General features: G+C 64.9%; 24 protein-coding genes. 15 read left to right on the top strand and 9 right to left on the bottom strand.

From position 1 onward, the window contains the following. Positions 1-6: 6 nt before the first annotated feature. The 10 genes from ACMGG8_RS21635 to ACMGG8_RS21590 all read left to right on the top strand — a co-directional run bounded on the left by ACMGG8_RS21635 (position 7) and on the right by ACMGG8_RS21590 (position 11,255). Positions 7-828 carry a TIM barrel protein gene (locus ACMGG8_RS21635; protein ID WP_414158376.1) on the top strand — a complete coding sequence of 274 codons (822 nt, stop codon included), beginning with the start codon at positions 7-9 and terminating at the stop codon, positions 826-828. A gap of 142 nt (positions 829-970) precedes the next feature. Beyond that, a complete protein-coding gene (gene iolD, locus ACMGG8_RS21630; protein WP_414158375.1) occupies positions 971-2,908 on the top strand; it encodes a 3D-(3,5/4)-trihydroxycyclohexane-1,2-dione acylhydrolase (decyclizing) in 1,938 nt (645 codons plus the stop codon). Between the two features lie 34 nt (positions 2,909-2,942). Further along, entirely contained in the window at positions 2,943-3,953 is a 1,011-nt protein-coding gene (locus ACMGG8_RS21625) for a Gfo/Idh/MocA family protein (RefSeq protein WP_414158374.1), read from the top strand. A 288-nt stretch (positions 3,954-4,241) separates the two neighbouring features. Then, positions 4,242-4,433, top strand: a complete 192-nt coding sequence (locus tag ACMGG8_RS21620; RefSeq protein WP_414158373.1) for a hypothetical protein — start codon at positions 4,242-4,244, stop codon at positions 4,431-4,433. 53 nt (positions 4,434-4,486) lie between these two features. Beyond that, positions 4,487-5,413 carry a sugar ABC transporter substrate-binding protein gene (locus ACMGG8_RS21615; RefSeq protein ID WP_108543162.1) on the top strand — a complete coding sequence of 309 codons (927 nt, stop codon included), beginning with the start codon at positions 4,487-4,489 and terminating at the stop codon, positions 5,411-5,413. A gap of 86 nt (positions 5,414-5,499) precedes the next feature. Continuing rightward, a complete protein-coding gene (locus tag ACMGG8_RS21610) occupies positions 5,500-7,065 on the top strand; it encodes a sugar ABC transporter ATP-binding protein (protein ID WP_108543164.1) in 1,566 nt (521 codons plus the stop codon). 69 nt (positions 7,066-7,134) lie between these two features. Then, positions 7,135-8,157 (top strand): ABC transporter permease, encoded by a 1,023-nt coding sequence (locus tag ACMGG8_RS21605; RefSeq protein ID WP_060843343.1) that lies wholly within the window; start codon positions 7,135-7,137, stop codon positions 8,155-8,157. A 423-nt stretch (positions 8,158-8,580) separates the two neighbouring features. Next, complete coding sequence (locus ACMGG8_RS21600; protein ID WP_016962869.1) at positions 8,581-8,985, top strand: TraR/DksA family transcriptional regulator; 405 nt, start codon at positions 8,581-8,583, stop codon at positions 8,983-8,985. Positions 8,986-9,295: 310 nt separating this feature from the next. Continuing rightward, a complete protein-coding gene (locus tag ACMGG8_RS21595) occupies positions 9,296-10,918 on the top strand; it encodes a methyl-accepting chemotaxis protein (protein ID WP_108544037.1) in 1,623 nt (540 codons plus the stop codon). 118 nt (positions 10,919-11,036) lie between these two features. Continuing rightward, the gene (locus tag ACMGG8_RS21590) at positions 11,037-11,255 is read left to right on the top strand and encodes a hypothetical protein (RefSeq protein ID WP_060838905.1); all 219 of its coding nucleotides are present in this window, start codon (positions 11,037-11,039) and stop codon (positions 11,253-11,255) included. 104 nt (positions 11,256-11,359) lie between these two features. Here the strand turns inward: ACMGG8_RS21590 and ACMGG8_RS21585 are convergent, their stop codons facing one another. Then, a complete protein-coding gene (locus ACMGG8_RS21585) occupies positions 11,360-11,590 on the bottom strand; it encodes a hypothetical protein (protein WP_060838906.1) in 231 nt (76 codons plus the stop codon). Positions 11,591-12,260: 670 nt separating this feature from the next. Between ACMGG8_RS21585 and ACMGG8_RS21580 the strand changes: the two genes are divergently transcribed. The 3 genes from ACMGG8_RS21580 to ACMGG8_RS21570 all read left to right on the top strand — a co-directional run bounded on the left by ACMGG8_RS21580 (position 12,261) and on the right by ACMGG8_RS21570 (position 14,085). After that, a complete protein-coding gene (locus ACMGG8_RS21580; RefSeq protein ID WP_082729236.1) occupies positions 12,261-12,731 on the top strand; it encodes a hypothetical protein in 471 nt (156 codons plus the stop codon). Next, positions 12,731-12,934, top strand: a complete 204-nt coding sequence (locus tag ACMGG8_RS21575; RefSeq protein ID WP_016962864.1) for a hypothetical protein — start codon at positions 12,731-12,733, stop codon at positions 12,932-12,934. Before ACMGG8_RS21580 ends, ACMGG8_RS21575 begins: the two co-directional genes overlap by 1 nt. 137 nt (positions 12,935-13,071) lie before the next feature. Next, positions 13,072-14,085 carry an ABC transporter substrate-binding protein gene (locus tag ACMGG8_RS21570; protein WP_414158372.1) on the top strand — a complete coding sequence of 338 codons (1,014 nt, stop codon included), beginning with the start codon at positions 13,072-13,074 and terminating at the stop codon, positions 14,083-14,085. 145 nt (positions 14,086-14,230) lie between these two features. Here the strand turns inward: ACMGG8_RS21570 and ACMGG8_RS21565 are convergent, their stop codons facing one another. Then, positions 14,231-16,366: a TonB-dependent receptor gene (locus ACMGG8_RS21565; protein ID WP_414158371.1), complete on the bottom strand. Its 2,136-nt coding sequence runs from the start codon at positions 16,364-16,366 to the stop codon at positions 14,231-14,233. An 88-nt stretch (positions 16,367-16,454) separates the two neighbouring features. Beyond that, on the bottom strand, positions 16,455-16,841 hold the full coding sequence (locus tag ACMGG8_RS21560) for a DUF2946 domain-containing protein (RefSeq protein WP_181321550.1): 387 nt from the start codon (positions 16,839-16,841) through the stop codon (positions 16,455-16,457). Between the two features lie 96 nt (positions 16,842-16,937). Here ACMGG8_RS21560 and ACMGG8_RS21555 point away from each other — a divergent pair, with 96 nt between their 5' ends. Continuing rightward, positions 16,938-17,375, top strand: a complete 438-nt coding sequence (locus ACMGG8_RS21555) for a DUF3995 domain-containing protein (protein WP_060838911.1) — start codon at positions 16,938-16,940, stop codon at positions 17,373-17,375. 133 nt (positions 17,376-17,508) lie between these two features. On the opposite strand, the gene ACMGG8_RS21550 is transcribed toward ACMGG8_RS21555, so the two are convergent. From ACMGG8_RS21550 to ACMGG8_RS21525, 6 genes are read right to left on the bottom strand one after another with little or no spacing between them, the layout of a single operon-like run. Further along, positions 17,509-17,877, bottom strand: a complete 369-nt coding sequence (locus ACMGG8_RS21550; RefSeq protein WP_060838912.1) for a Na+/H+ antiporter subunit G — start codon at positions 17,875-17,877, stop codon at positions 17,509-17,511. Further along, positions 17,874-18,152, bottom strand: coding sequence for a K+/H+ antiporter subunit F (locus ACMGG8_RS21545; protein WP_016962858.1), 279 nt, complete (start codon positions 18,150-18,152; stop codon positions 17,874-17,876). Before ACMGG8_RS21545 ends, ACMGG8_RS21550 begins: the two co-directional genes overlap by 4 nt. Beyond that, positions 18,149-18,637, bottom strand: a complete 489-nt coding sequence (locus ACMGG8_RS21540; RefSeq protein WP_060838913.1) for a Na+/H+ antiporter subunit E — start codon at positions 18,635-18,637, stop codon at positions 18,149-18,151. The genes ACMGG8_RS21545 and ACMGG8_RS21540 overlap by 4 nt, the downstream gene beginning before the upstream one ends. Continuing rightward, positions 18,634-20,319 carry a monovalent cation/H+ antiporter subunit D gene (locus ACMGG8_RS21535; protein WP_060838914.1) on the bottom strand — a complete coding sequence of 562 codons (1,686 nt, stop codon included), beginning with the start codon at positions 20,317-20,319 and terminating at the stop codon, positions 18,634-18,636. Before ACMGG8_RS21535 ends, ACMGG8_RS21540 begins: the two co-directional genes overlap by 4 nt. Next, complete coding sequence (locus tag ACMGG8_RS21530) at positions 20,316-20,660, bottom strand: Na+/H+ antiporter subunit C (RefSeq protein WP_011060906.1); 345 nt, start codon at positions 20,658-20,660, stop codon at positions 20,316-20,318. The genes ACMGG8_RS21535 and ACMGG8_RS21530 overlap by 4 nt, the downstream gene beginning before the upstream one ends. Continuing rightward, positions 20,660-23,578, bottom strand: a complete 2,919-nt coding sequence (locus ACMGG8_RS21525) for a monovalent cation/H+ antiporter subunit A (RefSeq protein ID WP_060838915.1) — start codon at positions 23,576-23,578, stop codon at positions 20,660-20,662. Before ACMGG8_RS21525 ends, ACMGG8_RS21530 begins: the two co-directional genes overlap by 1 nt. Before the next feature lie 223 nt (positions 23,579-23,801). On the opposite strand from ACMGG8_RS21525, the gene ACMGG8_RS21520 reads away from it, so the two are divergent. After that, a complete protein-coding gene (locus tag ACMGG8_RS21520; RefSeq protein WP_414158370.1) occupies positions 23,802-24,143 on the top strand; it encodes a hypothetical protein in 342 nt (113 codons plus the stop codon). The last annotated feature ends 20 nt before the right edge of the window (positions 24,144-24,163 follow it).

Raw genomic sequence — 24,163 nt, 5'->3', positions numbered from 1 at the left:
AGAAGAATGAGCCAGCCCCTGCGTTTCGCCCTGAATCGTATGGTTGCACCGGGTTTGTCACTGCCGCAGTTCATCGACCTGGCGCGCACGCTGAAGATCGATGCCATTGAGATCCGCAATGACCTTGCGGGCGTGGAAATCGAGGACGGCACGCCGCCCGAACGGGTCCGCCAGTTGTGCGCGGCCCAAGGGCTCAAGGTGTTGTCGATCAACGCCCTGTACCCCTTCGATGTGTGGAACGACGAGCGTCGCCGGCAGGCCCTGAAACTGGCCGCCTATGCCCGTGCCTGCGGCGCCGAGGGGCTGGTGCTGTGCCCGCTCAATGACCCTGCCGACCCGCGCGGCGAGGCCCAGCGCAGCAGCGCGTTGCGCACGGCCCTGAGCGAACTGGCGCCGATCCTGCGGGAGCACGGCCTGCTGGGGTTGATCGAGCCCCTGGGCTTCGAAGAGTGCGCGCTGCGCCACAAGCGCACGGCGGTGGAGGCGATCCGCGCCATCGGCGGCCTGGATGTGTTGCGCCTGGTGCACGACACCTTCCACCACCACCTGGCCGGCGAGCATGAGTTCTTCCCCGAGCTGACCGGGCTGGTGCACATCTCCGGGGTCGAGGATCGCCAGGCGCCGCTCAACCGCATTCGCGACGGCCATCGGGTGCTGGTGGGCGAGGCGGACATCCTTGGCAATGCGGCGCAGATCGACACCCTGCGCAGCAATGGCTACAGCGGCTACCTGTCCTTCGAACCCTTTGCCGAGAGCGTGCACGGGCTGGCGGATATCCAGCAGGCGATTGGGGCGAGCATGGCTCACCTGCAGCAATCCCTGACTTGACGCCGCCCTCATGCAGGAGCCGGCTTGCCGGCGAAGGGGCCCCTCAGGGGGGCAAGTCTCGAAGGTGCTTTCGCTGGCAAGCCAGCTCCTACGGGAGTATTGGCAGGGCCGTTGGCTTCACATCATGAATAAGGTGCAAACCATGAGTACGACACGCTTGACCATGGCCCAGGCCCTGGTGAAATTCCTCGATAACCAATACGTCGAGGTGGATGGGGTCCAGAGCAAGTTCATCGCCGGGGTCTTCACCATTTTCGGCCACGGCAACGTGCTCGGCCTGGGCCAGGCCCTGGAGCAGGACAGTGGCGAGCTGCTGGTGCACCAGGGCCGCAACGAGCAGGGCATGGCCCACGCCGCCATCGGTTTCGCCAAGCAGCACCTGCGGCGCAAGATCTACGCCTGCACCTCCTCGGTGGGCCCCGGCGCGGCCAACATGCTGACCGCGGCGGCCACCGCCAGCGCCAACCGCATTCCGTTGCTGCTGCTGCCGGGGGACGTCTACGCCAGCCGCCAGCCGGACCCGGTGCTGCAGCAGATCGAGCAGTTCCATGACCTGAGCATCAGCACCAACGATGCCTTCAAGGCCGTGAGCCAATACTGGGACCGGATCAACCGCCCCGAGCAACTGATGAGCGCGGCGATCCACGCCATGCGCGTGCTCACCGACCCGGCGCAGACCGGCGCCGTGACCCTGGCATTGCCCCAGGACGTGCAGGGCGAAGCCTACGATTACCCGGACGCCTTTCTCGCCCGGCGGGTGCACCGCATCGACCGCCGCCCGGCCACCGAGGCCATGCTCAGCGATGCCCTGGCGCTGTTCGAGGGCAAGCGCAAGCCGCTGATCATCTGCGGCGGCGGGGTCAAGTACTCCGGGGCCAACCGGGCCTTGCAGGCCTTTGCCGAACGCTTCGGCATTCCCTTCGCGGAAACCCAGGCGGGCAAGAGCGCGGTGGTTTCCGAGCACCCGCTGAACGTTGGCGGGATCGGCGAAACCGGTTGCCTGGCGGCCAACCTGCTGGCCCGGGAAGCCGACCTGATCATTGGCGTCGGCACCCGCTACAGCGACTTCACCACCTCGTCGAAATGGCTGTTCCAGCACCCGGAGGTGCAATTTCTCAACCTCAATGTCTGCCCTGGCGACAGCCTGAAAATGGAGGGCGTGCAACTGCTGGCCGATGCCCAGGCCGGTTTGCAGGCCCTGGGCGAAACCCTGGGCCGCAGCGGTTACCGGGCAGCCTGGGGCGGGCAGATCGGCGAGGCCCGGGCGCAACTGGAGGCCGAGGTCGACCGGCTCTACCAGCTGCAATACCAGGACCAGGGCTTCGTGCCGGAAATCAACGACCACCTGGACCCGGCGGTGCTGCGCGAATTCATCGAACTGACCGGCTCCTGCCTGACCCAGAGCCGGGTGCTCGGGCTGCTCAACCAGGCCTTGCCCGAGGACGGCATCATCGTTGCCGCCGCCGGCAGCCTGCCCGGCGACCTGCAGCGCAGCTGGCGCAGCAAGGGGGTCAATACCTACCACGTGGAATACGGCTATTCGTGCATGGGCTACGAGGTTAACGCGGCCCTGGGGGTCAAGCTCGCCGAGCCGGATCGCGAGGTGTACGCCCTGGTGGGCGACGGTTCCTACCTGATGCTGCATTCGGAACTGGTCACCTCGATCCAGGAGCGACGCAAGATCAACGTGGTGCTGCTGGACAACATGACCTTTGGCTGCATCAACAACCTGCAGATGGGCCACGGCATGGACAGCTTCGGCACCGAGTTCCGCTACCGCAACCCTTCGAGCGGCAAGCTCGACGGCGGCTTTGTGCCGGTGGACTTCGCCATGAGCGCCGCGGCCTACGGCTGCAAGACCTACAAGGTCAGCAACGAGGAGCAGTTGCTGGCGGCCCTGGCCGATGCCCGGACCCAGACGGTATCGACCCTGATCGACATCAAGGTCCTGCCCAAGACCATGATCCACGGCTACCTGTCCTGGTGGCGGGTGGGCGTGGCCCAGGTGTCCACCAGCGCGCGCACCGATGCGGCGGCCAAGACCCTCAATGAACGCCTGGCCCAGGCCCGGCAGTACTGATTGCTCTGCAACGAACAACAACAGGAGTATCTGCATGTCTTTGAAACTTGGCGTTATCGGCACCGGGGCCATCGGCCAGGATCACATCCGTCGGTGCAGCCAGACCCTGCTGGGCAGCCAGGTGGTGGCGGTCACCGACATCAACCTGGCGTCGGCGGCCAAGGTGGTCAGCGACCTCAAGCTCACTGCCGAGGTCTACCCGGACGGCCACGCGCTGATCCAGGCGGCGGACGTCGAGGCAGTGCTGGTCACCTCCTGGGGCCCGAGCCACGAGGAGTTCGTACTGGCGGCGATTGCCGCGGGCAAGCCGGTGTTCTGTGAAAAGCCCCTGGCGGTGACCGCCGCCGGTTGCCGGCGCATCGTCGAGGCCGAAATCGCCCACGGCAAGCGCCTGGTGCAGGTGGGCTTCATGCGCCCCTACGATGCCGGCTACCAGGCCTTGAAGGCGGTGATCGACGGCGGGCAGATCGGCGAGCCGCTGATGCTGCACTGCGCCCACCGCAACCCGCGGGTGGGGGAGAACTACAAGACCGACATGGCCATCACTGACACCCTGATCCATGAGCTGGACGTGCTGCGCTGGCTGCTGGCCGACGACTATGTGTCGGTGCAGGTGGTGTTCCCGCGCAAGACCAGCAAGGCCCTGGCCCACTTGCGCGACCCGCAGATCGTGCTGCTGGAAACCGCCCGTGGCACGCGGATCGACGTCGAGGTCTTCGTCAACTGCCAGTACGGCTACGACATCCAGTGCGAAGTGGTGGGGGAGAGCGGCATCGCCAGATTGCCGGAGCCGTCCCAGGTGCAGTTGCGCAGCCAAGCCAAGCTGTCCAACGCCATCCTGATGGACTGGAAGGAGCGTTTTATCGCCGCCTATGACGTCGAGCTGCAGGCCTTTATCGACGGCGTGCGCGGCGGTCGGGTGGGCGGGCCTTCGGCCTGGGACGGCTTTGCTGCCGCCGTGGCGGCCGACGCCTGTATCGAAGCGCAGAACAGCGGCCAGATCGTCAAGATCGAGCTGCCAGAGCGTCCCGACTTCTACGCCTGAGCTGCAGCCTTGCCGGCGAAGCAACCCTTGCAGGGCGCTTTCGCTGGCAAGCCGGCTGGCCGGCCAAGGAGGCCTTGCATCAAGCGCAGGTCTTGGGCCTGCAGCCGTCGTGCAGCAGCGGTTTTCCGGGGGGAAAACCGATTTAGAATAAAATTCTAAAATGAGTTGATATAGAAATTATTTTCCAATAAAGTCATTTCCAGGTTGCCGACTAGCTAGGTTGCAAACCCCTCGAACAGGCTTTGAGCGCGGTGTGCACCGACCCACAAAAACAAACAGGTACCGTCGATGAAAACCTTCAAATCCGCTGTCCTCGCTGTCGCTTCAGCGTTCCGCTTCTCCTCTGCGCCCGCCGCTGTGACCCCTCGGGCCCGCCGCTCCGCCCTTGTCCTGACCTGCCTCGGCTTTCTCTGCGTAGAGCGCAACGGTGCGTTGCTGTGCTGCGTTCCCGGCGCGCCGGTGGTGCGCCTGCCGCTCTGAGTCGTTCTGCGCTTTATCCATAAAACCTACAAGAATGTGGAGAAAGACCTGTTATGAACACCAAGATCCGTTTTGCCTCGCTCGCGCTGTCGCTGCTGCTGACCAGCGGGGCGGCGCTGGCCGACATCAAGATCGGCGTGAGCATGTCGCAGTTCGATGACACCTGGCTGACCTACCTGCGCGAGTCGATGGACCAGAAAGCCAAGTCCCTGCCCGACGGGGTCAAGCTGCAGTTCGAGGACGCCCGCAGCGACGTGGTCAAGCAGTTGAGCCAGGTCGAGAACTTCATCAGCCAGAAAGTCGACGCCATCGTGGTCAACCCGGTGGACACCGCGGCCACCCGCAAAATCACCGAGGCCGCGGTCAAGGCCGGCATCCCCCTGGTGTACGTCAACCGTCGCCCGGATGACCTGAACCTGCCCAAGGGCGTGGTCACCGTGGCCTCCGACGACCTGGAGGCCGGCAAGATGCAGATGCAGTACCTGGCCGAAAAAATGGGCGGCAAGGGCGACATCGTGATCCTGCTGGGCGATCTGGCGAACAACTCCACCGCCAACCGCACCAAGGGGGTCAAGGAGGTGCTGACCCGCTACCCGGGGATCAAGGTCGATCAGGAACAGACCGGGGTCTGGCTGCGGGACAAGGGCATGACCCTGGTCAACGACTGGCTGACCCAGGGCCGCAAGTTCGATGCGGTGGTGTCCAACAACGATGAAATGGCCATTGGTGCCGCCATGGCGCTGAAGCAGGCCGGGGTCGAGAAGGGCAGTGTGCTGATCGCCGGGGTCGACGGCACCCCCGATGGCCTGCGTGCGGTGAAGAAGGGCGACCTGGCGATCTCGGTGTTCCAGGACGCCAAGGGCCAGGCGGACGGCTCCATCGATACGGCGGTGAAGATGATCAAGCATGAGCCGGTGGAGCCGGCCGTGTGGATTCCCTATCGCCTGATCACCCCGCAAAACGTCGACCAGTTCAAGTAACGCCGCGCCTTTGCCAAGGGCTGTTGCATCACAACAATAAAGTAGCGGGGCGGCCCCGGGCCGCCGCGCCGATGGAGTAGCTGATCATGTTCTCTTGCGCGACTGCCTCAAGCACCCCGCTGGCCGCCGTCCAGCCTGCCACCCCGGCGACCCGGGAGCCTTACCTGCTGGAGGTGATCAACGTCAGCAAGGGCTTTCCCGGTGTGGTGGCCCTGTCCGATGTGCAACTGCGGGTACGCCCGGGAACGGTGCTGGCGCTGATGGGCGAGAACGGCGCCGGCAAGTCGACCCTGATGAAGATCATCGCCGGCATCTATCAGCCGGATGCCGGTGAACTGCGCCTCAAGGGCCGGCCGGTGGTCTTCGACACGCCCCTGCAGGCCCTGCAATCGGGCATCGCCATGATCCACCAGGAACTCAACCTGATGCCGCACATGAGCATCGCCGAGAACATCTGGATCGGCCGCGAGCAGCTCAATGGCCTGCGCCTGATCGATCACCGCGAAATGCACCGCTGCACCGCCGCCTTGCTGGCGCGCCTGCGCATCGACCTGGACCCGGAGGAACAGGTGGGCAACCTGAGCATCGCCGAGCGGCAGATGGTGGAGATCGCCAAGGCGGTGTCCTACGACTCCGACGTGCTGATCATGGATGAGCCGACTTCGGCCATCACCGACAAGGAGGTGGCGCACCTGTTCTCGATCATTGCCGACCTCAAGGCCCAGGGTAAGGGCATCATCTACATCACCCACAAGATGAACGAAGTGTTCGCCATCGCCGATGAGGTGGCGGTGTTCCGCGATGGCGCCTACATCGGCCTGCAACGGGCCGACAGCCTGGACGGCGACAGCCTGATCTCGATGATGGTGGGGCGCGAGCTGAGCCAGCTGTTTCCCCAACGCGAGAAACCCATTGGCGACCTGCTGCTCAAGGTCCGCGACCTGCGCCTGGACGGGGTGTTCGACGGCGTGTCCTTCGACCTGCACGCCGGGGAGATCCTCGGCATCGCCGGGCTGATGGGCTCGGGCCGGACCAATGTCGCCGAAACCCTGTTCGGCATCACCCCCAGTGACGCCGGCGAGATTCACCTCGACGGCCAGCCCCTGCGCATCAGCGACCCGCACCGGGCGATCGAGAAGGGCTTTGCCCTGCTCACCGAGGATCGCAAGCTCAGCGGCCTGTTCCCCTGCCTGTCGGTCCTGGAAAACATGGAAGTGGCGGTACTGCCGCACTACGCCGGCGGCGGTTTTGTCCAGCAGAAGGCCCTGCGTGCCCTGTGCGAGGACATGTGCAGGAAGCTGCGGGTCAAGACCCCGTCCCTGGAGCAATGCATCGATACCTTGTCCGGGGGCAATCAGCAGAAGGCGCTGCTGGCGCGCTGGCTGATGACCAACCCGCGGATCCTGATTCTCGACGAGCCGACCCGGGGCATCGACGTCGGGGCCAAGGCCGAGATCTACCGCCTGATCGCCTTCCTCGCCAGCGAGGGCATGGCGGTGATCATGATTTCTTCGGAACTGCCGGAAGTCCTGGGCATGAGCGACCGGGTCATGGTCATGCACGAAGGTGAGCTGATGGGCATTCTCGACCGCAGCGAAGCGACCCAGGAACGGGTGATGCAACTGGCGTCCGGAATGTCGCTGGTGCACTGATTCTTCAATCGATGGCAACCGGCGGCGCGCTGAGGCGCCACGGTCAGGCGATAACAAAGGTGAGTGGTTATGAACGTGATGTCTGAAAACAAACCGGCCGTGGCGCCCGCCAGAACGCGCCGGCGCTTTCCCACCGAACTGAGTATTTTTTTGGTGCTGATCGGCATCGGCCTGGTGTTCGAGCTGTTCGGCTGGATCGTTCGTGACCAGAGCTTCCTGCTGAACTCCCAGCGCCTGGTGCTGATGATCCTGCAGGTGTCGATCATCGGCCTGCTGGCCATCGGCGTGACCCAGGTGATCATCACCACCGGTATCGACCTGTCCTCGGGCTCGGTGCTGGCGCTGTCGGCGATGATCGCCGCCAGCCTGGCGCAGACCTCGGACTTTGCCCGGGCGGTGTTCCCGTCCCTGACCGACCTGCCGGTGTGGATACCGGTGGTGGCCGGGCTGGGGGTGGGCCTGCTGGCGGGGGCGATCAACGGCAGCATCATCGCCATCACCGGCATTCCGCCCTTCATTGCCACCCTGGGCATGATGGTGTCGGCCCGTGGCCTGGCTCGCTACTACACCGAAGGCCAGCCGGTGAGCATGCTCTCGGACTCCTACACCGCCATCGGTCACGGGGCCATGCCGGTGATCATCTTCCTGGTGGTGGCGGTGATCTTCCACATCGCCCTGCGCTACACCAAGTACGGCAAGTACACCTACGCCATCGGCGGCAACATGCAGGCGGCGCGCACCTCGGGAATCAACGTCAAGCGGCATCTGGTGATCGTCTACAGCATCGCCGGACTGCTGGCCGGGCTGGCCGGGGTGGTGGCCTCGGCGCGTGCCGCCACCGGGCAGGCGGGGATGGGCATGTCCTACGAGCTGGATGCGATCGCCGCGGCGGTGATCGGCGGCACCAGCCTGGCCGGCGGGGTGGGGCGCATCACCGGTACGGTGATCGGTGCACTGATCCTCGGGGTCATGGCCAGCGGCTTCACCTTTGTCGGCGTGGATGCCTACATTCAGGACATCATCAAGGGCCTGATCATCGTGGTGGCGGTGGTCATCGACCAGTACCGCAACAAGCGCAAGCTCAAGCGCTGATCCAGCGCCCGTTGTCGGCGCTGGCCGGCCAGCGCAGGTGCCCACATACCGATGCAACGCTTGCCGGCCTGTTCGCCGGCAAGCCGGCTCCTGCGGGGGGAAGAAAGGAGGGGTAAAAAGCTTGAATCCGCCGTCCGGTACTGCCGTTTGTCTTCTAAAAGGGCCGTGCTTATGGAATTTTTTGTTATAAACACACTCCGATAAGCGCCAGCAAAGCCCGTGATTACGGGCTTTGTGCGCTTTGTCGGACAGATTCGCTGTCATTTCAGTTGCTGCGCCCTCAAACCGGCCTTAGACTGCCGCCCCTCGTAAATTGAGTGCCGGGTGGCGCTTGGAAGGTATGGCGCCTTTCTGATGACCTGACGGGTCAACCGGAAACAGTTTGAATTCGCCTTAATGCACGTATTTTTTATAGAGAAATCAATGACCAAGGAAAAGTTGCTGGCCATGCCGGCGGATGACTACATGAATGCCGAGCAGCACGCTTTTTTCAGCGACCTGTTGCAAGCCATGAAGGTGGAAACCCACGAGCGCATCGAACAGAACCGGATCGCCATTGAAAGCCTGGACACCCCGGCTGACCCGGCCGACGCCGCTTCCGTCGAAGAAGAGCGCACCTGGCTGGTCAACGCCATTGATCGCGATCAGCGCATGCTGCCGCAACTGGAGCAGGCCCTGGGCCGGATCAGTGACGACACCTTCGGCTGGTGCGACGACAGCGGCGAGCCCATCGGCCTCAAGCGCCTGCTGATCAGCCCGACCACCAAATACTGCATCGAAGCCCAAGAACGCCACGAGCAGATCGACAAGCATCAGCGTCAGGCTTGAAAACAGCTGCAAGCTTGCAGCTTCAAGCCGCAAGCGTTTCAAGTGCATCCTTGCCTCCGGGTGCGCAGCCTAGCCAGCGCTGCGCACTGGGGCGCGAGCCAGCGCCCCCGCCACAATGTCCCAGCCTCCACTTCCCTTGATCTACTGCAACATCCGCCTCTGCAGACTCTGAATAATGCCTCGCACATGCCGCTTGCGGCTTGAAGCTTGCTGCTTGCCGCTGCTCTTCTTCCTACTAAGGGACCATGGTTAATGGCCTTATAGTGGCGTCTAATGCCGCAAACAATTAGAACGATGTGGGGTGATCAAGATGTCAAGAGATGGATCTCTAGCGGCGCCGGGCGCGCAGTCGCTGGCAACACCCGAAACCGCGGCCCGCTGGTGGCTTCCATCGTTGCAGAGTGCAGCGCTGATGGGCCTGTTCGCCGGTCAGGCCCTGGGCGACTGGCCGCTGTACCTGTGCCTGCCGCTGGCGGTGCTGGTGATCTGGATGCCCCGGCTGCGCTCGCGCAAGGCCTCCGAGGTGCCGGTGGCAACGGACAATGAGCTGTCGGCGCTGACCCGCGATCTGTCCTACAGCACCACCCATAACGCGCTGTCCGCTGCGGGCGTGGCCTATTCGGTGACCCAGTTGGCAGGCCGGCTGCAGTCCCAGCTCGATGCGGCGGCGCGCATCGTCGGCAATGCCGAGGTGATGATCAAGACCGAACAGGTCACCTCGCAGCTCAGCCAGCAGGCCCTGGGCGCCGCCAGCGAAGCCCACGCCAGCAGTGCCGAAGGGCGCACGGTGCTGGGCGAGTCCATCAGCCGCATGCACTCCCTGAGCCAGCGGGCCAACGGCAGCCGCGAGCTGATCGAGGCCTTGAGCCAGCGCAGCGAAGAGATCCAGCGGGTGACCCTGGTAATCCAGTCCATCGCCAGCCAGACCAATCTGCTGGCCCTCAACGCGGCCATCGAAGCGGCCCGGGCCGGCGAGCACGGGCGGGGCTTTGCCGTGGTCGCCGACGAGGTGCGCGGGCTGGCCGGGCGTACCGCCACGGCCACCGACGAGGTCGGGGTGATGGTGGCCGATATCCAGCAGCGCACCAGCGATGTGGTGGAGCAGATCCGCCAGCTGTCCGACGACCTGAACCTGGGGGTGGAGCAGGTGGAACATACCGGTCGGCATCTGGACAACATCGCGCGGCTGGCAGCGGGAGTGGAGGAGCAGGTCAGCGAGATCGCCCGGGGCGCCGAAACCAATCGCGAACAGCTCGACAGCCTGTTTCACGCCGTGGAGCAGATGCGCAGCGACCTGGCCATCAGCGACCAGCAGACCCGCAGCCTGGCCGAGGCCGCGGTGCAGATGGAAGGGCAGGCGGAGACCATCAGCGAGCGTCTGGCGGCGGTGGGCCTGGACGACTACCACCAGCGTATCTACGACCTGGCTCGCGAGGGGGCGCGGCGCATCGCCGAGCAGTTCGAGACCGACCTGGCGCAGAACCGCATCAGCCTCGATGACTTGTTCGACCGCCATTATCAGTTGATCGCCAATACCCACCCGCCCAAGTACCAGACCCGCTTCGACCGCTACACCGACCAGGTGCTGCCGCCGATCCAGGAATCCCTGCTGCCGCGCCACGACGGCCTGGTGTTCGCCATCGCCTGCACCCAGGAAGGCTACGTACCGACCCACAACAAGATTTTCTCCCAGCCGCTGACCGGCGATCCCCAGGTGGACAACCTGCACAACCGCAGCAAGCGCAAGTTCGCCGACCGCACCGGCATCCGTTGCGGCAGTCACCAGCAGCCGTTGTTGCTGCAGACCTACACCCGCGATACCGGCGAGCTGATGCATGACCTGTCGGTGCCGATCATGGTTCAGGGGCGGCATTGGGGCGGCCTGCGCCTGGGCTACAAACCCGAGCAGACAACCCCCCGGCGCACGCCTTGAGGGGCTGATTGTTACTCGTGGGGTAACGCTGCTGTGCAGATTGGGGCTGTTACACAGGCCAGGAAGTGATTAGTATCTCGACATCGTTAGGGAGCTAACTAATTCCGCGAGGTGCTCCATGCACAGCAAAGTCGATGTGGCAGTGATGATTGGCAGTGGCGTTCCCGCTTCGCTGCGGGCCCAGGGGCGCAAGGCGTGCTGGGTGGTGCTGGTCAACGGCGAGCAGCGAGGCACCGCGTTTGCCAGTCGGGCCGAGGCCGAGGAGTGCCGGCAGGCATGGCAGGCGCAACTGGCGGCGGTCCAGGGGGCGCGCCAGGGGTTCAGGCACTCGGCCTGAAGCTTGGCCGGGCGCCGGGGTTCGAGGCGGGGTCGTTGGGCTCCCGTCGCCGCCCTGAGCCTGGGCGGCGAGGGCGGCGGGTGGGTTCGCGCGAAGAGGGGGGATCAGGCGTTCAGGGCGCCCTGGTCAATGGCCAGCTTGAGGGCCTTGGCCGAGGCCTTGGCAGCGGCCAGGGCTTCTTCCGAGGTCTTGAACCAGCGGTCCCGTTCCACCTGGTGGAAGGTGATCTGAGTCAGTGGAGGTTTGGCGCGCATGGCAATCACGGCCTGGAATTCGCCTTCGACTTCTCTGCACTCGCCACGAATGAAAAACTCGCCAATATCTAGTTCGGTCACTTCTAGCCTTCCCTTGGAGATGAGTGAGTGCTTGAGCGCCCGTACCGCGGTCGCTCAACCAGCGGCGGAGTATGGCAGTTGTTGGGTTGTGACGGGCTGAGTTATGTCATTGCGGTTTTAGGTAACGAATGTTCTGAAGCTCTTAACTGAACTTTCTGACGCTTAAATCTGCCAATCCGCGTCACTGCACCAGAGTATTACTGGTTAGAATGCCGGGCCTGCGTGGACGACTCCGGGCAAGATTACCGACTGGTGTGCAACATTAGTCTTTGTACTAATGAACGGCCGGGCAGCCATGGATTGCTCGCTTTAAATGGTCGAAATGCACAAAGTTGCTCTAGAATTGCCTCTGCAACCCGAAGTGGCTGCCGATCCGGGGATTCAATCTCAGGGTATATCCGGCTTTCCGGCCTGTTTCAGTACCCGCCCCAGATAATTCGCCGCCACACTTTTCGGGGTGTCAGAGCCTACTCCTACAGCCTTCGACCTGTGCCTGATGCTTCGGCGAAATGCCCGTTGCTCAGCGCCGGCGCCAACGCCGTGGCCTGGAGTACCCGCTGCATTTGAGTGTTTTTTGGGTAACTGATTGGGGTGATCACGCCGTCATGGCGGTTTTTTGTGCTGTCCTTTTTTCTCGGGCGGCACCCTTTTGAGTATCGGGGAGTGTTCCTTGGCAGTAAGTAATCTTGAAATGCATGCGTTGTTCGTGTTGGGTGATTTGCGCGCAAAGTTGGTCAAGCAGTTCCAGTCTCGTTTTGTCTACATCACCGAACAATCCGCTGAAGGCTTCTACGTCGCCGAGATCGATACCGAGACGGCGCTGGTGGTGGACGACAAGCCACGCCTGGAACTCAAGGTCGGCGATCATTTTCGCGCCGCCGTGCTGCCCAGCCGGGAAGGCGGCAAGCTGGAGATCCGCTTTCGCGAGATCAAGCTCACCGTCTATGGCCTGGGCGACTATGCCTTTGTCAGCAGTCCCCTGGGGCAGGGAATCGTCTTCAAGGAAGGGCATTCGGTGGTGACGCTCTTTGCCGCCAACGAGCAATTGCAGGAAGGCCTGACCAAGACCCTCAAGGCCGTCACCGCCAAGGCCGCCAAATTCCGCAAGGGCGAGCTGGTGAGTTTCAAGGCCAGCGAGTGATGAGCCAGGGCCGCGCCGAATTTCATCGCCAGCATCAACAGGCCGCCGCCGAAGAGGCACGGCGCCTGTTCGCCGAAAAGCCCCGCTTGCAGGGCGCCTGGCTGAACTGGGTGGCCGGCGAGCTGTATCACCTGCGTCCGGCGGCCTACGCCAGCATGGTGCGCCGCGAGTTGCAGCGCTTGCAGGAGCCGGCGGACCCTTGATGGCCGATCCCGGCATCGCCTCCGGTGGAAAATACGGAACCTCTACTACAGTCAGTTGACTCAATGCTTCAGGGGCCGCGCGCATTCGTGCAGCTTGTCCCTTTTGGCCCTGGTCCCGACTCCGAGAGGTGTAACCCATGAAAGGCTTCCGAGCGCTGCTGGCCAGCGGCCTGCTGATCCTGGCCGGCTTGAACCCGTTGCCGTCGGCGGTGGCCGCCGAGCCGATTCACTTCGCCGACCTGAACTGGGAAAGCGGCAGCCTGATCACCGAGATCCTGCGCATCGTGGTGGAGAGCGGTTACGGCTTGCCCACCGACACCCTGCCGGGCACCACCATCACCCTGGAAACCGCCCTGGCCAGCAACGATATCCAGGTGATCGGCGAAGAGTGGGCCGGGCGCAGCCCGGTGTGGGTCAAGGCCGAGGCCGAGGGCAAGGTGATTGCCCTGGGGGATACGGTCAAGGGCGCCACCGAAGGCTGGTGGGTGCCGGAGTACGTGATCAAGGGCGATCCGGCCACAGGCCTCAAGCCGCTGGCGCCGGAGTTGCGCAGCGTCGCGGATCTGGCCCGCTACAAGGACGTGTTCAAGGATCCGGAAACGCCGGGCAAGGGCCGCTTCCTCAACAGCCCGATCGGCTGGACCTCGGAGATCGTCAACCAGCAAAAGCTCAAGGCCTATGGTCTGGAGGACAGCTACGTGAACTTCCGCAGCGGCTCCGGAGCGGCCCTGGATGCGGAGATCACCTCCTCGATCCGCCGGGGCCGGCCGGTGCTGTTCTACTACTGGTCACCGACGCCGCTGCTGGGGCGATTCAAACTGGTCCAGCTGCAAGAGCCGCCCTTTGATGCCGAAGCCTGGAAGACCCTGACCGACGCCAGCAACCCCAACCCGCGTCCGAGCCGTTCCCTGGCCTCGAAATTGTCCATCGGCGTGTCTGCGCCATTCCACAAGCGGTACCCGCAGTTGGTGAGCTTCTTCAGCCAGGTCGAGCTGCCCATCGAGCCCCTCAACCAGGCCCTGGCGCAGATGAGCGAAAACCACAGCACGCCCCGGGACGCGGCCCGGGCCTTCCTCAAGCAGCATCCTGATCTCTGGCGCAACTGGGTGCCCCAGGACGTCGCCGCCAAAGTCACCGCTGCCCTGTTGTAGGCGCCGCCTTGCCGGCGAAAGGGCCCGCAGGCCTTGCACCGTCCATGGCGCCGCCTTCGCTGGCAAGCCAGCTCCTACGCTCGCCCTGACACCGCGCGATGTTCCCGTAGGCGCCGCTTGCCGGCGAAGAGGCCCCCAAGGCGGGTCAGAAGCGGGTCTGCACCGCCAGTTCGAAGGTGCGCGGGGTGCCCAGGTAGTAAGCCGGGGAGACGTGGGCGAACTGGCCGTAGACCTCGTTGGTCAGGTTGCGGACCCGGCCGGTGACCGTGGTGTGGCTGTCGACCCGATAGCGCAGGAAGCTGCCGTACAGGGTGTAGGCGGGCATCCGCAAGGTGTTGGCGTTGTCGGCGTACACCGAGGCCACGTAGCGCGCGTCGACACCGGTCTGCCAGCTCGGGGCCAGGTCATAGGTCAACCACAGGTTGGCTACCCGCGCCGGGACGTTGGTCGGGGTGTTGCCCTGGCGCGAGACCACCGCGCCGCTGGCAATCTTCTCGTTGAACTCGTCATATTCGGCCTTGACCCAGGCGAAGTTGGCTTCCGCCAGCAGCTTGGGCGTGACCCGCAGCGAGTTGGCCAGTTCGATGCCCCTGGAGGTCTGCTGGCCCACGGGAATGCTGTTGGCCGGGTCCAGGGGATCGGTGACGGCAAAGTCCTTGCGTTCGATGCGGTACGCGGCCAGGGTCGCGGAGCCGCGTCCGTCCAGGTAGTCGAACTTGCTGCCCACTTCCCATTGCTTGCCGGTGGATACCTCGAAGTTCTGGGTGCCGCTGGGCTGTTCGGCGGCGGTGCTGTATTGCACGTAGACGTTGGCGCTGGGCAGGAACTGCCAGGTCAGCCCCAGGCGCCCGGTGACCGGCTCCCAGTTGCGCTTGAGGTGGCGCGGGTTGCTGGCGGTGAGCGCCCGGTGGTTGGTCACGTCCAGGTCGATGGCGTCATAGCGCAGGCCGCTGAGCAGGGACAGTTCATCGGTCAGGGCCAGGCGGTTCTCGATGAACAGGGCGCGGGTGGTGACCTGGTTGGTCTTGTCCTTGGCCCAGCCCTGGCGGGTGCCCTTGAGGTCATAGAAGTACCCCGGCTGGAAGTTGTCCGGGTCGACGCTGTTGCTGGCCGGCACGTTCCACGGTGAGTTGGTGGTGCTGTTGACCTTGTATTCGAAGCCCCCGGACCAGGTGGTGTCGAGGCCGAACAGTTGATCGTCATGGCGCAGTTCGAACTGGTTGCCGTCCTGCTGGCCCTGGTGCCGCACCAGGTAGGCGGTGGAACGGTTCACCCGGCTGTTGTCGGCGTTGTACTGGTAGGTTTCCAGGTTGCGGTAGTCGCGCTGGCTGTCCAGGTGATAGAGGGTGTTGCGCAGGGAGGTACTGGGGTTGATCCGGTAGTCGATGATCGAGCGCAGCCACACGGTGCGCTGCTCATACAGGCCGTCGGCGACGTTGTAGTTGTTGAAGCGGTTGTGCTTGTCGATCTTCAGCTCGCCGGCCTTGGGGTTGCGTACCGGGGTGCCCCAGTAGGGGCTGTCTTCGTGTTCGTCCTGGTATTCCACGGCCAGGGTGTGGGACAGGTCCGGGGTCAGGTCGCTGAGCAGCGAAAAGGCCAGGCTCCAGGCGTCCCGCTCCTGGCGGTCGATGTAGCCGTTGCTGGTGTTGTGGCTGACATCCAGGCGTGCGTAGTGCTGCACCTCTGCACCCGCCGGGCTCAGGGCGTGATTGACCCCGAAAGCGGTTTGCGTGGTGTCGTAGCTGCCGTAGCCGAGCAGGCCCTCGGCCGCCTGTTCGCGGTGGTCCGCCAGCTTGGTCACGTAGTTCAGCGAGCCGCCCACGGAGCCGGCGCCATTGATCAGCGACGAGGGCCCGCCCACCAGTTCCACCCGGTCATAGATCCAGGCGTCCACCGGCCGCGCCAGGCCGGTGGCGACATTGATGCCATTGAACATCTGGGTGATCTGACTGCTGGTGAAGCCGCGGTAGGAGACAAAACCGCCGAACCCCGGCGGCGCGCTGGCGTTGACCCCGGGCAGGGCATTGGCGGCGTCCTGGAAGGTCCGGGCGCCGCGGCGCTCCAGGTCCTGGCGGCTGGCCACGGCCACCGAGGCCGGGGTTTCCCGCAGGCTCAGGCCCAGGCGCGAGGCCATGCCGCTGGACTGCTCCAGGTTCAGGCCGGGCTCGACGTCCGTGCCCTCGGCGTTGACGGTGGTGGGGGCCAGCTCCAGGGCGGATTGGCCCCAGGCGTTGACGGACAGGCAGGCCAGCAGGCTCGCCAGCAAAGGAAGCTGTTTCATGGGTGAATCCTGAATTCTTGACTAGGAAAAAAGCCCACCAGAACGCGCCACGCAGCAGCGCAGTGGGCGGGTTGAGCACCAGCAGGAATCAGGCGTAGGGCGGCGCCCGGGGATGGGCGGCGGGCCAGGTGAAGCGGGTCGGGAGATGGGTCTGGAGCTGGCGGGCCAGCGGCGGCGCCTGGGGTTGCGGCAACAGCGCCAGATTGAGGCTGGAGTTGAGCGCCGGGCCCATGCCGCCGCTGGAGCACAGCGGGCAACCGAAGGCCTTGGACAGGGTCGGCAGGGAGTCCTGGTCGGCCGGTTGCTGCGACGGCGCCCGGGTTTCGGAATCGATGCTGCAGAACTGCCCGCCGATGCCGTTGAGCTGCATGCCGAGCATCTGGCCGTGACCGATGCTGCAGGCGAACACGTTGAACAGGACGCAGCAATAAAGCATCCAGGCAACGAGCGAGCGGTCGGCGCGGGTCAATTTCATGGGGCGGCACTTTACCATCGCAGGCGACGAACGTACTTACAAAAACCTGAAATCGAGTCCATTCTCTTTACGAATTTTTTACAAGGACGTCTGAACATGAATCTTCTGCTCGCTCAGGGGATGTCCGGGACTTTCCTGTTCATCAGCCTGATCCATCTGTACTGGGCCGCCGGCGGCAAGCGTGGCAGCGGCGCGGTGATTCCCGAAGTCCCGGGGCCGCTTCCCGGGCAGAGCCAGCCGGCCTTCCGCCCTCCGGCGCTGGCCACGTTGCTGGTGGCGGTGGGGCTGCTGCTGGTGGCCATGCTGGTGTGCCTGCGGGTCGGGCTCTACCTGCCCAGCGTGACCCATCCGTCCCTGCAATGGGTGATCAGCGCCATTGCCCTGCTGATGTTCGCCCGGGCCATTGGCGACTCCGAACTGGTGGGGTTCTTCAAGCAAGTGCGCGACTCGAAGTTCGCCCGTCTCGACACCCTGTTCTACTCACCCCTGTGCGTGGTGCTGGGGGCGGGGCTGCTGGTGCTGGCCTGGGCCTGAAGGGCCAGCCAGCCCACTGTGGGCGCTGGCTTGTGTAGGAGCTGGCTTGCCAGCGAAGGCGCCAGCCGATTCGCTGCAAGGCTCAAAGGCCTCCTCTTCGCCGGCAAGCCGGCTCCTACATGGAGTGGTGTGCTCAGTTGCCGCTTTCGTTGCGTTTGCTGCTCACCTCTGCCGGTACGTCATCGCCGGCCATGCGCTTGCGGAACAGCGCCGCCCGGGCCAGCAGCAGGGTGGTCACCGGCACCGTGATCGCCAGCAGGATTGGGATCAGCCAGGCGTGCAGCACCGGCCCGGACTTGAGCGCCGAAAAGTACAGGATCGAGGCCAGGGCCACGGTCCAGGAGCCCATGGTCGAGGCCAGCGCCGGTGGATGCATGCGCTGGAAGTAGCTTTTCATGCGCAGGATGCCCAGGGCGCCGATCAGGGCGAACAGGCTGCTGATCACCAGCAGCAGGGCCACCAGCACTTCCACCCAGAGGGGCAGTTGTTCCAGGCTGTTCATTCGATCACCTCGCCGCGCAGAAGGAATTTGGCCAGGGCGAAGGAGCCGACAAAGCCGAACAGGGCGATCAGCAGCGCCGCCTCGAAGTAGGTGTCGCTGGCGTAGCGAATGCCCAGCACCAGCATCATCAGCATCGCCAGGATGTACAGGTAGTCCAGGGCCAGAACCCGATCCTGGGCCGAGGGCCCCTTGAACAGGCGCACCAGGGTCAGGACCATGGCCAGGGAAAACAGGAACAGGCTCAGCAGGATCGCGTTGGTCAACAGCACGCTCATTCGAAAATCTCCATCAGCGGGCGCTCGTAGGTCACCTTGAAGTGCTGGATGAATTGCGCTTCATCCTGCAGATCGAAGACGTGCAGCAAGAGAATGCTGCGGTCCAGCGACAGCTCGGACCAGACCGTGCCCGGCACCACCGTGGTAATGGTGGACAGCGCCGCCAGGCCATTGGCGTCCCGCAGGTCCAGGGGGATCTTGACGAAGGCCGAACGCACCGGGCGGCGCCCTTCGTTGAGCACGCCCCAGGCCACGATCAGGTTCGATACCACCACGTCGCAGCCAACCCGCAGCAGCAGGCGCAGGATGGTGCCGGGGCGGCGGATACGGATCGGCAACGGCCGCAGCGGGCGCATCAGCAGCGGCGCGAGAAAGCCCAGGATGGCCCCCAGCAGCAGATTGCCGGGGCTGACGGACAGGTTCAGCACCAGCCACAGCAGCCACAGCGCCAGGGACAGGAAGGGAGCGGGGAACAGGCGCTTCATGGTTGCACCTCCGTCGCTGCCGCGGCCTTGGACTCGGGGCTGAGCACGGTGCGGGTGCCCAGTACCGCCATCACATAGTGCTCCGGATGATTGAGGCTGTCGGCCGTGGCCTGGGTGAAGCGCAGCAGCGGCTCGGCCTTGAAGCTGAGCAGCACGCAGAGCCCCAGCAACGCCACGATCGGCACGCATTCCAGACGCCGCAACACCGGTGAAGGTCGCTCTTCCGGGCTCCAGAAGCGCTGGATGCCCAGGCGCGCAAAGGCGATCAGCGAGGCCAGGCCGGAGAGGATCAGCAACGCCAGGAAACACCAGCCCGCCAGCGGGATCGGCGTGTCGCTGCTTCCCAGGCCCGTGGGGTTGAGCAGGGCGGCGATCAGGTTGAGCTTGCCGATAAAGCCCGACAGCGGCGGCATGCCGATGATCAGCAGGGCGCAGGCAATGAAGCTCAGGCCGAGGAAGGCCATGGTCCATGGGATCACCTGGCCGACCACCACTTGCTGTTCGTCGTCGAGGTTGCTGCCCCGGGGAGGGGGGAGGCCTTCCATGGGCCGGGGGAGGATTTCGCCTTCGTCTTCCAGGGGCACTTCCACCGCCGAACGCGAGCGCTCGATCAGTTCCGCCAGGAGGAATAGCGCGCACAGCGCCAGGGTCGAGCTGAACAGGTAGAACAGCGCCGCGCCGGTGAGGGCCGGCTGGGCGAAGCCGATCACCGCGATCAGGATGCCTGCCGACACCAGGATGCTCAGGCTGGCCATGCGCTCCAGGCGCTGGGCCGGAAGAATCGCCAGGGCCGCGCAGAAGATCGTCGCCATGCCGCCGTAGATCAGCCACTGGTTGCCGAAGTAGGCCGAGGCCCCGGCCTGCCCGGAAAACAGCAGGGTCCACAGGCGCAGCACGGTGTAGATCCCGACCTTGGTCATGATGGCGAACAGCGCCGCCACCGGGGCGCTGGCCGAGGAATAGGCCGGCACCAGCCAGAAGTTCAGCGGCCACATCCCGGCCTTGGCCAGGAAGGCGATGGCCAGGATCGCCGTGCCGGCGTGCAGCAGGCCGCGGTCGGCTTCCGGCACCAGCGGGATCTTCATCGCCAGGTCGGCCATGTTCAGGGTCCCGGTGACCCCGTAGATCATCGCCGTGCCGATCAGGAACAGCGACGAGGCCAGCAGGTTGATGGTGATGTAGTGCAGCCCCGAGGACACCCGCGCCCGGCCCGAGCCGTGCAGCATCAGGCCGTAGGAGGCCGCCAGCAGCACCTCGAAGAACACGAACAGGTTGAACAGGTCGGCGGTGAGGAAGGCGCCGTACAGGCCCATCAGCTGGATCTGGAACAACGCATGAAAGCTGGCCCCGGCGCCGTCCCAGCGGGCCATGGCGAACAGCAGCGCGCTGACCCCGATGATCCCGGTGAGCACCATCATCAGCGCCGACAGGCGATCCACCACCAGTGCGATGCCGAACGGCACCTGCCAGTTGCTGGGCAGGTACACGCCGAAGGAACCGGTGGCGCCCTGGGCCTGGGTCCAGTACAGCAGGTAGCAGGCCAGGCCCAGGCCCAGCAGGCTGGAGAGCAGGTTGATCCGGGCCTTGAGCGGACGGTGTTTTTCCCCCAGCAGCAACATGATGGCCGCGGTCAGCAGCGGCAGGAGGATGGGGGCGACGATCAGGTGCGACAACGAACTCATTCCTTGGGCTCCCGGCCGTCGACGTGGTCAGTGCCGGTCAGGCCCCGGGACGCCAGGAGCACCACCAGAAACAGCGCGGTCATGGCGAAGCTGATGACGATGGCGGTGAGCACCAGGGCCTGGGGCAGCGGGTCGGTGTAGTGCAGCAGGTCCTGGGGCACGCCGTCCTTGACGATCGGCTCCTTGCCGATGAACAGGCTGCCCATGCTGAAGATGAACAGGTTGACCGCGTAGGACAGCAGGCACAGGCCCATCACCACCTGGAAGGTCCGCGGGCGCAGGACCAGCCAGACTCCGGAAGCGGCGAGGACCCCAATGGCGATTGCGATGACTTCTTCCATCAGGCGGCTCCGCTCTTGATCAGGGATTTGGACTGGCTGGCTGGCTTGTGGGCCCGCACCGACTGGTGCGCCAGGGCGGTGAGGATCAGCAGGGTCGCGCCCAGCACCACCGCGTACACGCCAATGTCGAAGAACAGGGCGCTGGCGACATGGATGTCACCGAACAGCGGCAGGTCCACATGCACCGTGTGGGTGGTGAGGAACGGGTAGCCCCAGGCCAGGGCGCCGAGGCCGGTGGCCAGGGCGAACAGCAATCCGGTGCCCATCCAGCGCAGCGGCCGCAGGCTCATCTGGGCCTCGACCCACTGGGTGCCGGCCACCATGTACTGGAGGATGAAGGCCACCGACATCACCAGCCCGGCGACGAAACCGCCACCCGGCAGGTTGTGCCCGCGCATGAACAGGTAGAAGGACACCACCAGGGCGATCGGCAGCAGCAGGCGCACCAGCACCGCCGGCACCATCATGAAGCCCAGGGCGGTGTCGCTGGCCTGGCGCGGGTTGACCAGATCGGTGACCACGTCCGGGGCCAGCAGGCGCTGTTGCGCCGGCAACTGCATGCTCTCCTTGGGCGGGCGAAAGCGCCGCAGCAGGGCGAACACGGTCAGGGCCACCGCGGCCAGCACGGTGATCTCGCCCAGGGTGTCGAAGCTGCGGAAGTCCACCAGGGTCACGTTGACCACGTTGGTGCCGCCGCCTTCAGGCAGGGCGCGGCTGAGGTAGAACGAGGAAATATCGTTGGGCGTGGGGCGGGTCAGCATGGCGTAGGACAGCACCGCCATGCCCAGGCCGACGGCGATCGACAGGCTCAGGTCGCGCAGGCGGCGGATGCGCGCCTTGGGCAGGCTGCTGGGCAGCGGCGAGACTTCTTCGATCCGCCGCGGCAGCCAGCGCAGGCCAAGGAGGATCAGCACCGTGGTCACCACTTCCACCACCAGCTGGGTCAGGGCCAGGTCCGGTGCCGAGAACCAGACGAAGGTCACGCAGGTCATCAGCCCGCAGACGCTGACCATGGTCAGGGCCGCGAGACGGTGATACTTGGCCTGCCAGGCGGCGCCCAGGGCACAGGCGATGGCCAGCAGCCAGAAGGTCACGAAGACGATGGAGCCGGGGATCTTCGGCCGGTCGCCCCAGGTCAGCTGGCTGTAGAGCATGGGAATCATACCGGTGATCACCGCCGCCAGAATCAGCAGGAACAGCTGGGTCTGCAGGCGCTTGGTGCTCAGCCGCCGCTCCAGACGCCGGGCCAGGCGGGTCATGCCCACCAGGCTGCGTTCGAACAACAGCTTGCCGTTGAGACGGCCCACCACCGGCGGGTAGGGGAAACGCCCCGCCACCAAAGGTTTGTGCAGCAGCAGGTAGAGCACGATGCCGCAGGACATGGCGATCAGGCTCATGATCATCGGCGCATTGAGGCCGTGCCAGATGGCCAGGCTGTACTCGGGCAGGGTGCCGCCCACCACCGGCCGCGCGGCGGCGGCCAGCAGCGGCCCGATGATCTGCGCCGGGAACATGCCCACCAGCAGGCAGGTGAACACCAGCAGCTCCACCGGTGCGCGCATCCAGCGGGGCGGCTCATGGGGCGTGTGCGGCAGGTCGGTGGCCGGCTCGCCGAAGAACACGTCCACGGTAAAGCGCAGGGCGTAGGCGACGCTGAAGGTGCCGGCGATGGTGGCAATCACCGGCAGGGCGATTTCCACCCAGGCGCTGGAATTGATGAACACCGTCTCGGCGAAGAACATCTCCTTGGACAGGAAGCCGTTGAGCAGCGGCACCCCGGCCATGGAGGCGCTGGCCACCATGGCCAGGGTCGCGGTGTAGGGCATCAGCTTGATCAGGCCGTTGAGCTTGCGGATGTCGCGGCTGCCGCTCTCGTGGTCGATGATCCCGGCGGCCATGAACAAGGACGCCTTGAAGGTGGCGTGGTTGAGAATGTGGAACACCGCGGCCACCGCCGCCAGGGGGCTGTTGAGGCCCAGCAGCAGGGTGATCAGCCCCAGGTGGCTGATGGTGGAGTAGGCCAGCAGGCCCTTGAGGTCGTTCTGGAACATCGCGCAGTAGGCGCCCAGCACCAGGGTGCAGGCCCCGGCGCCGCTGACGATGTAGAACCATTCTTCGGTGCCGGACAACGACGGCCACAGGCGGGCCAGGAGAAACACCCCGGCCTTGACCATGGTCGCCGAGTGCAGGTAGGCCGAAACCGGTGTCGGCGCCGCCATGGCGTGGGGCAGCCAGAAGTGGAAGGGAAACTGCGCGCTCTTGCTCAGGGCGCCCAGCAGGATCAATGGCAACAGGATCGGGTAGAGCGCGTGGGCGCGGATCTTGTCTCCGGCAGCTAGCACCTGATCCAGGTCGTAGCTGCCGACCACATGGCCGAGCAGCATGACCCCCGCCAGCAGGCACAAGCCCCCGGCACCGGTGACCATCAAGGCCATGTAGGCGCCGCGGCGGGCGTCGGAGCGGTGGTGCCAGTAGCCGATCAGCAGGAACGAGAACAGGCTGGTGAGCTCCCAGAAGAACACCATCTGGATCAGGTTGCCGGAGATCACCAGGCCCAGCATGGCCCCCATGAACGCCAGGAAGAAGGCGAAGAAGCGCGGCACCGGATCTTCCGGCGACATGTAGTAGCGCGCATACAGCGCCACCAGGCTGCCGATGCCCAGCACCAGCAACGAGAACAGCCAGGCGAAGCCGTCCAGGCGCAGCACGAAGTTCAGGCCCAGGCTTGGCAGCCAGGTATATTCCTCACGGATAATCCCGCCGTCGGCGATCTGCGGGTACAGCAACGCCACCTGGATGGTGCCAATGAGTGCCACCAGGCCAGCCAGCAGAGATTCCGTGTTACGTGCGTTGTGCGGCAGCAGGGCCGCCAGACAGCTGCCAATGAATGGCAGAAGCAGTAGAACTATCAGGGACATAGGCTTCTAATCTGCGGAAAAGTATGACGCATAATACGTGCCAGGCCCCCGATCACCAACCGCCATGGGCGGCTCGGCCCCCCTAAGAAATGTTACATGCGCTTTCAAAGGTAGGAGACAAATGCCGGATGCGCCCGCTCACCGGGTGCTGCAAGGCCAACGCCCTGCCCAGGTCAACCTGCAGCAAGGATGGATAACGGTGCACCTCATACAAGGAACGACCATGGGTCGGATGATTCGACGCGGATGTTTCGCTTTACTGTTCACCGCCTTTGGCGCGGCGCTGGGCATTGGCCTGGAGCATTACCTCCAGCGTCCCGACATGCTCAAGACCCGCCAGGCGCTGATCATCGAAGGGCCGTTGGGCGATGAGTCCAGCTACCGGCTGCCGCCGGGCACGGTGCTTTACTTCGACCGCGCGCTGGCCGAGGGTCATGCGCTCTACCACGCCTATTTCTACTTCCACGGTACGCCCGAGCATGACCCGGTACGGCTTGAGCCCAAGCACCGGGGTTCGCTGACCGCCCCGACCTGGCTCTACGCCCCCGGCGATCCCCTGTTCTAGGCGCTGGCTTGCCAGCGAAG

Origin of the sequence: Pseudomonas sp. BNK-45 (genome assembly GCF_047456255.1) — a bacterium.
In the GTDB taxonomy this organism is placed as follows: Bacteria; Pseudomonadota; Gammaproteobacteria; order Pseudomonadales; family Pseudomonadaceae; genus Aquipseudomonas.
The sequence above is the reverse complement of the archived record's forward strand: the minus strand, read 5'-3'. Positions and strand labels throughout refer to the sequence as shown.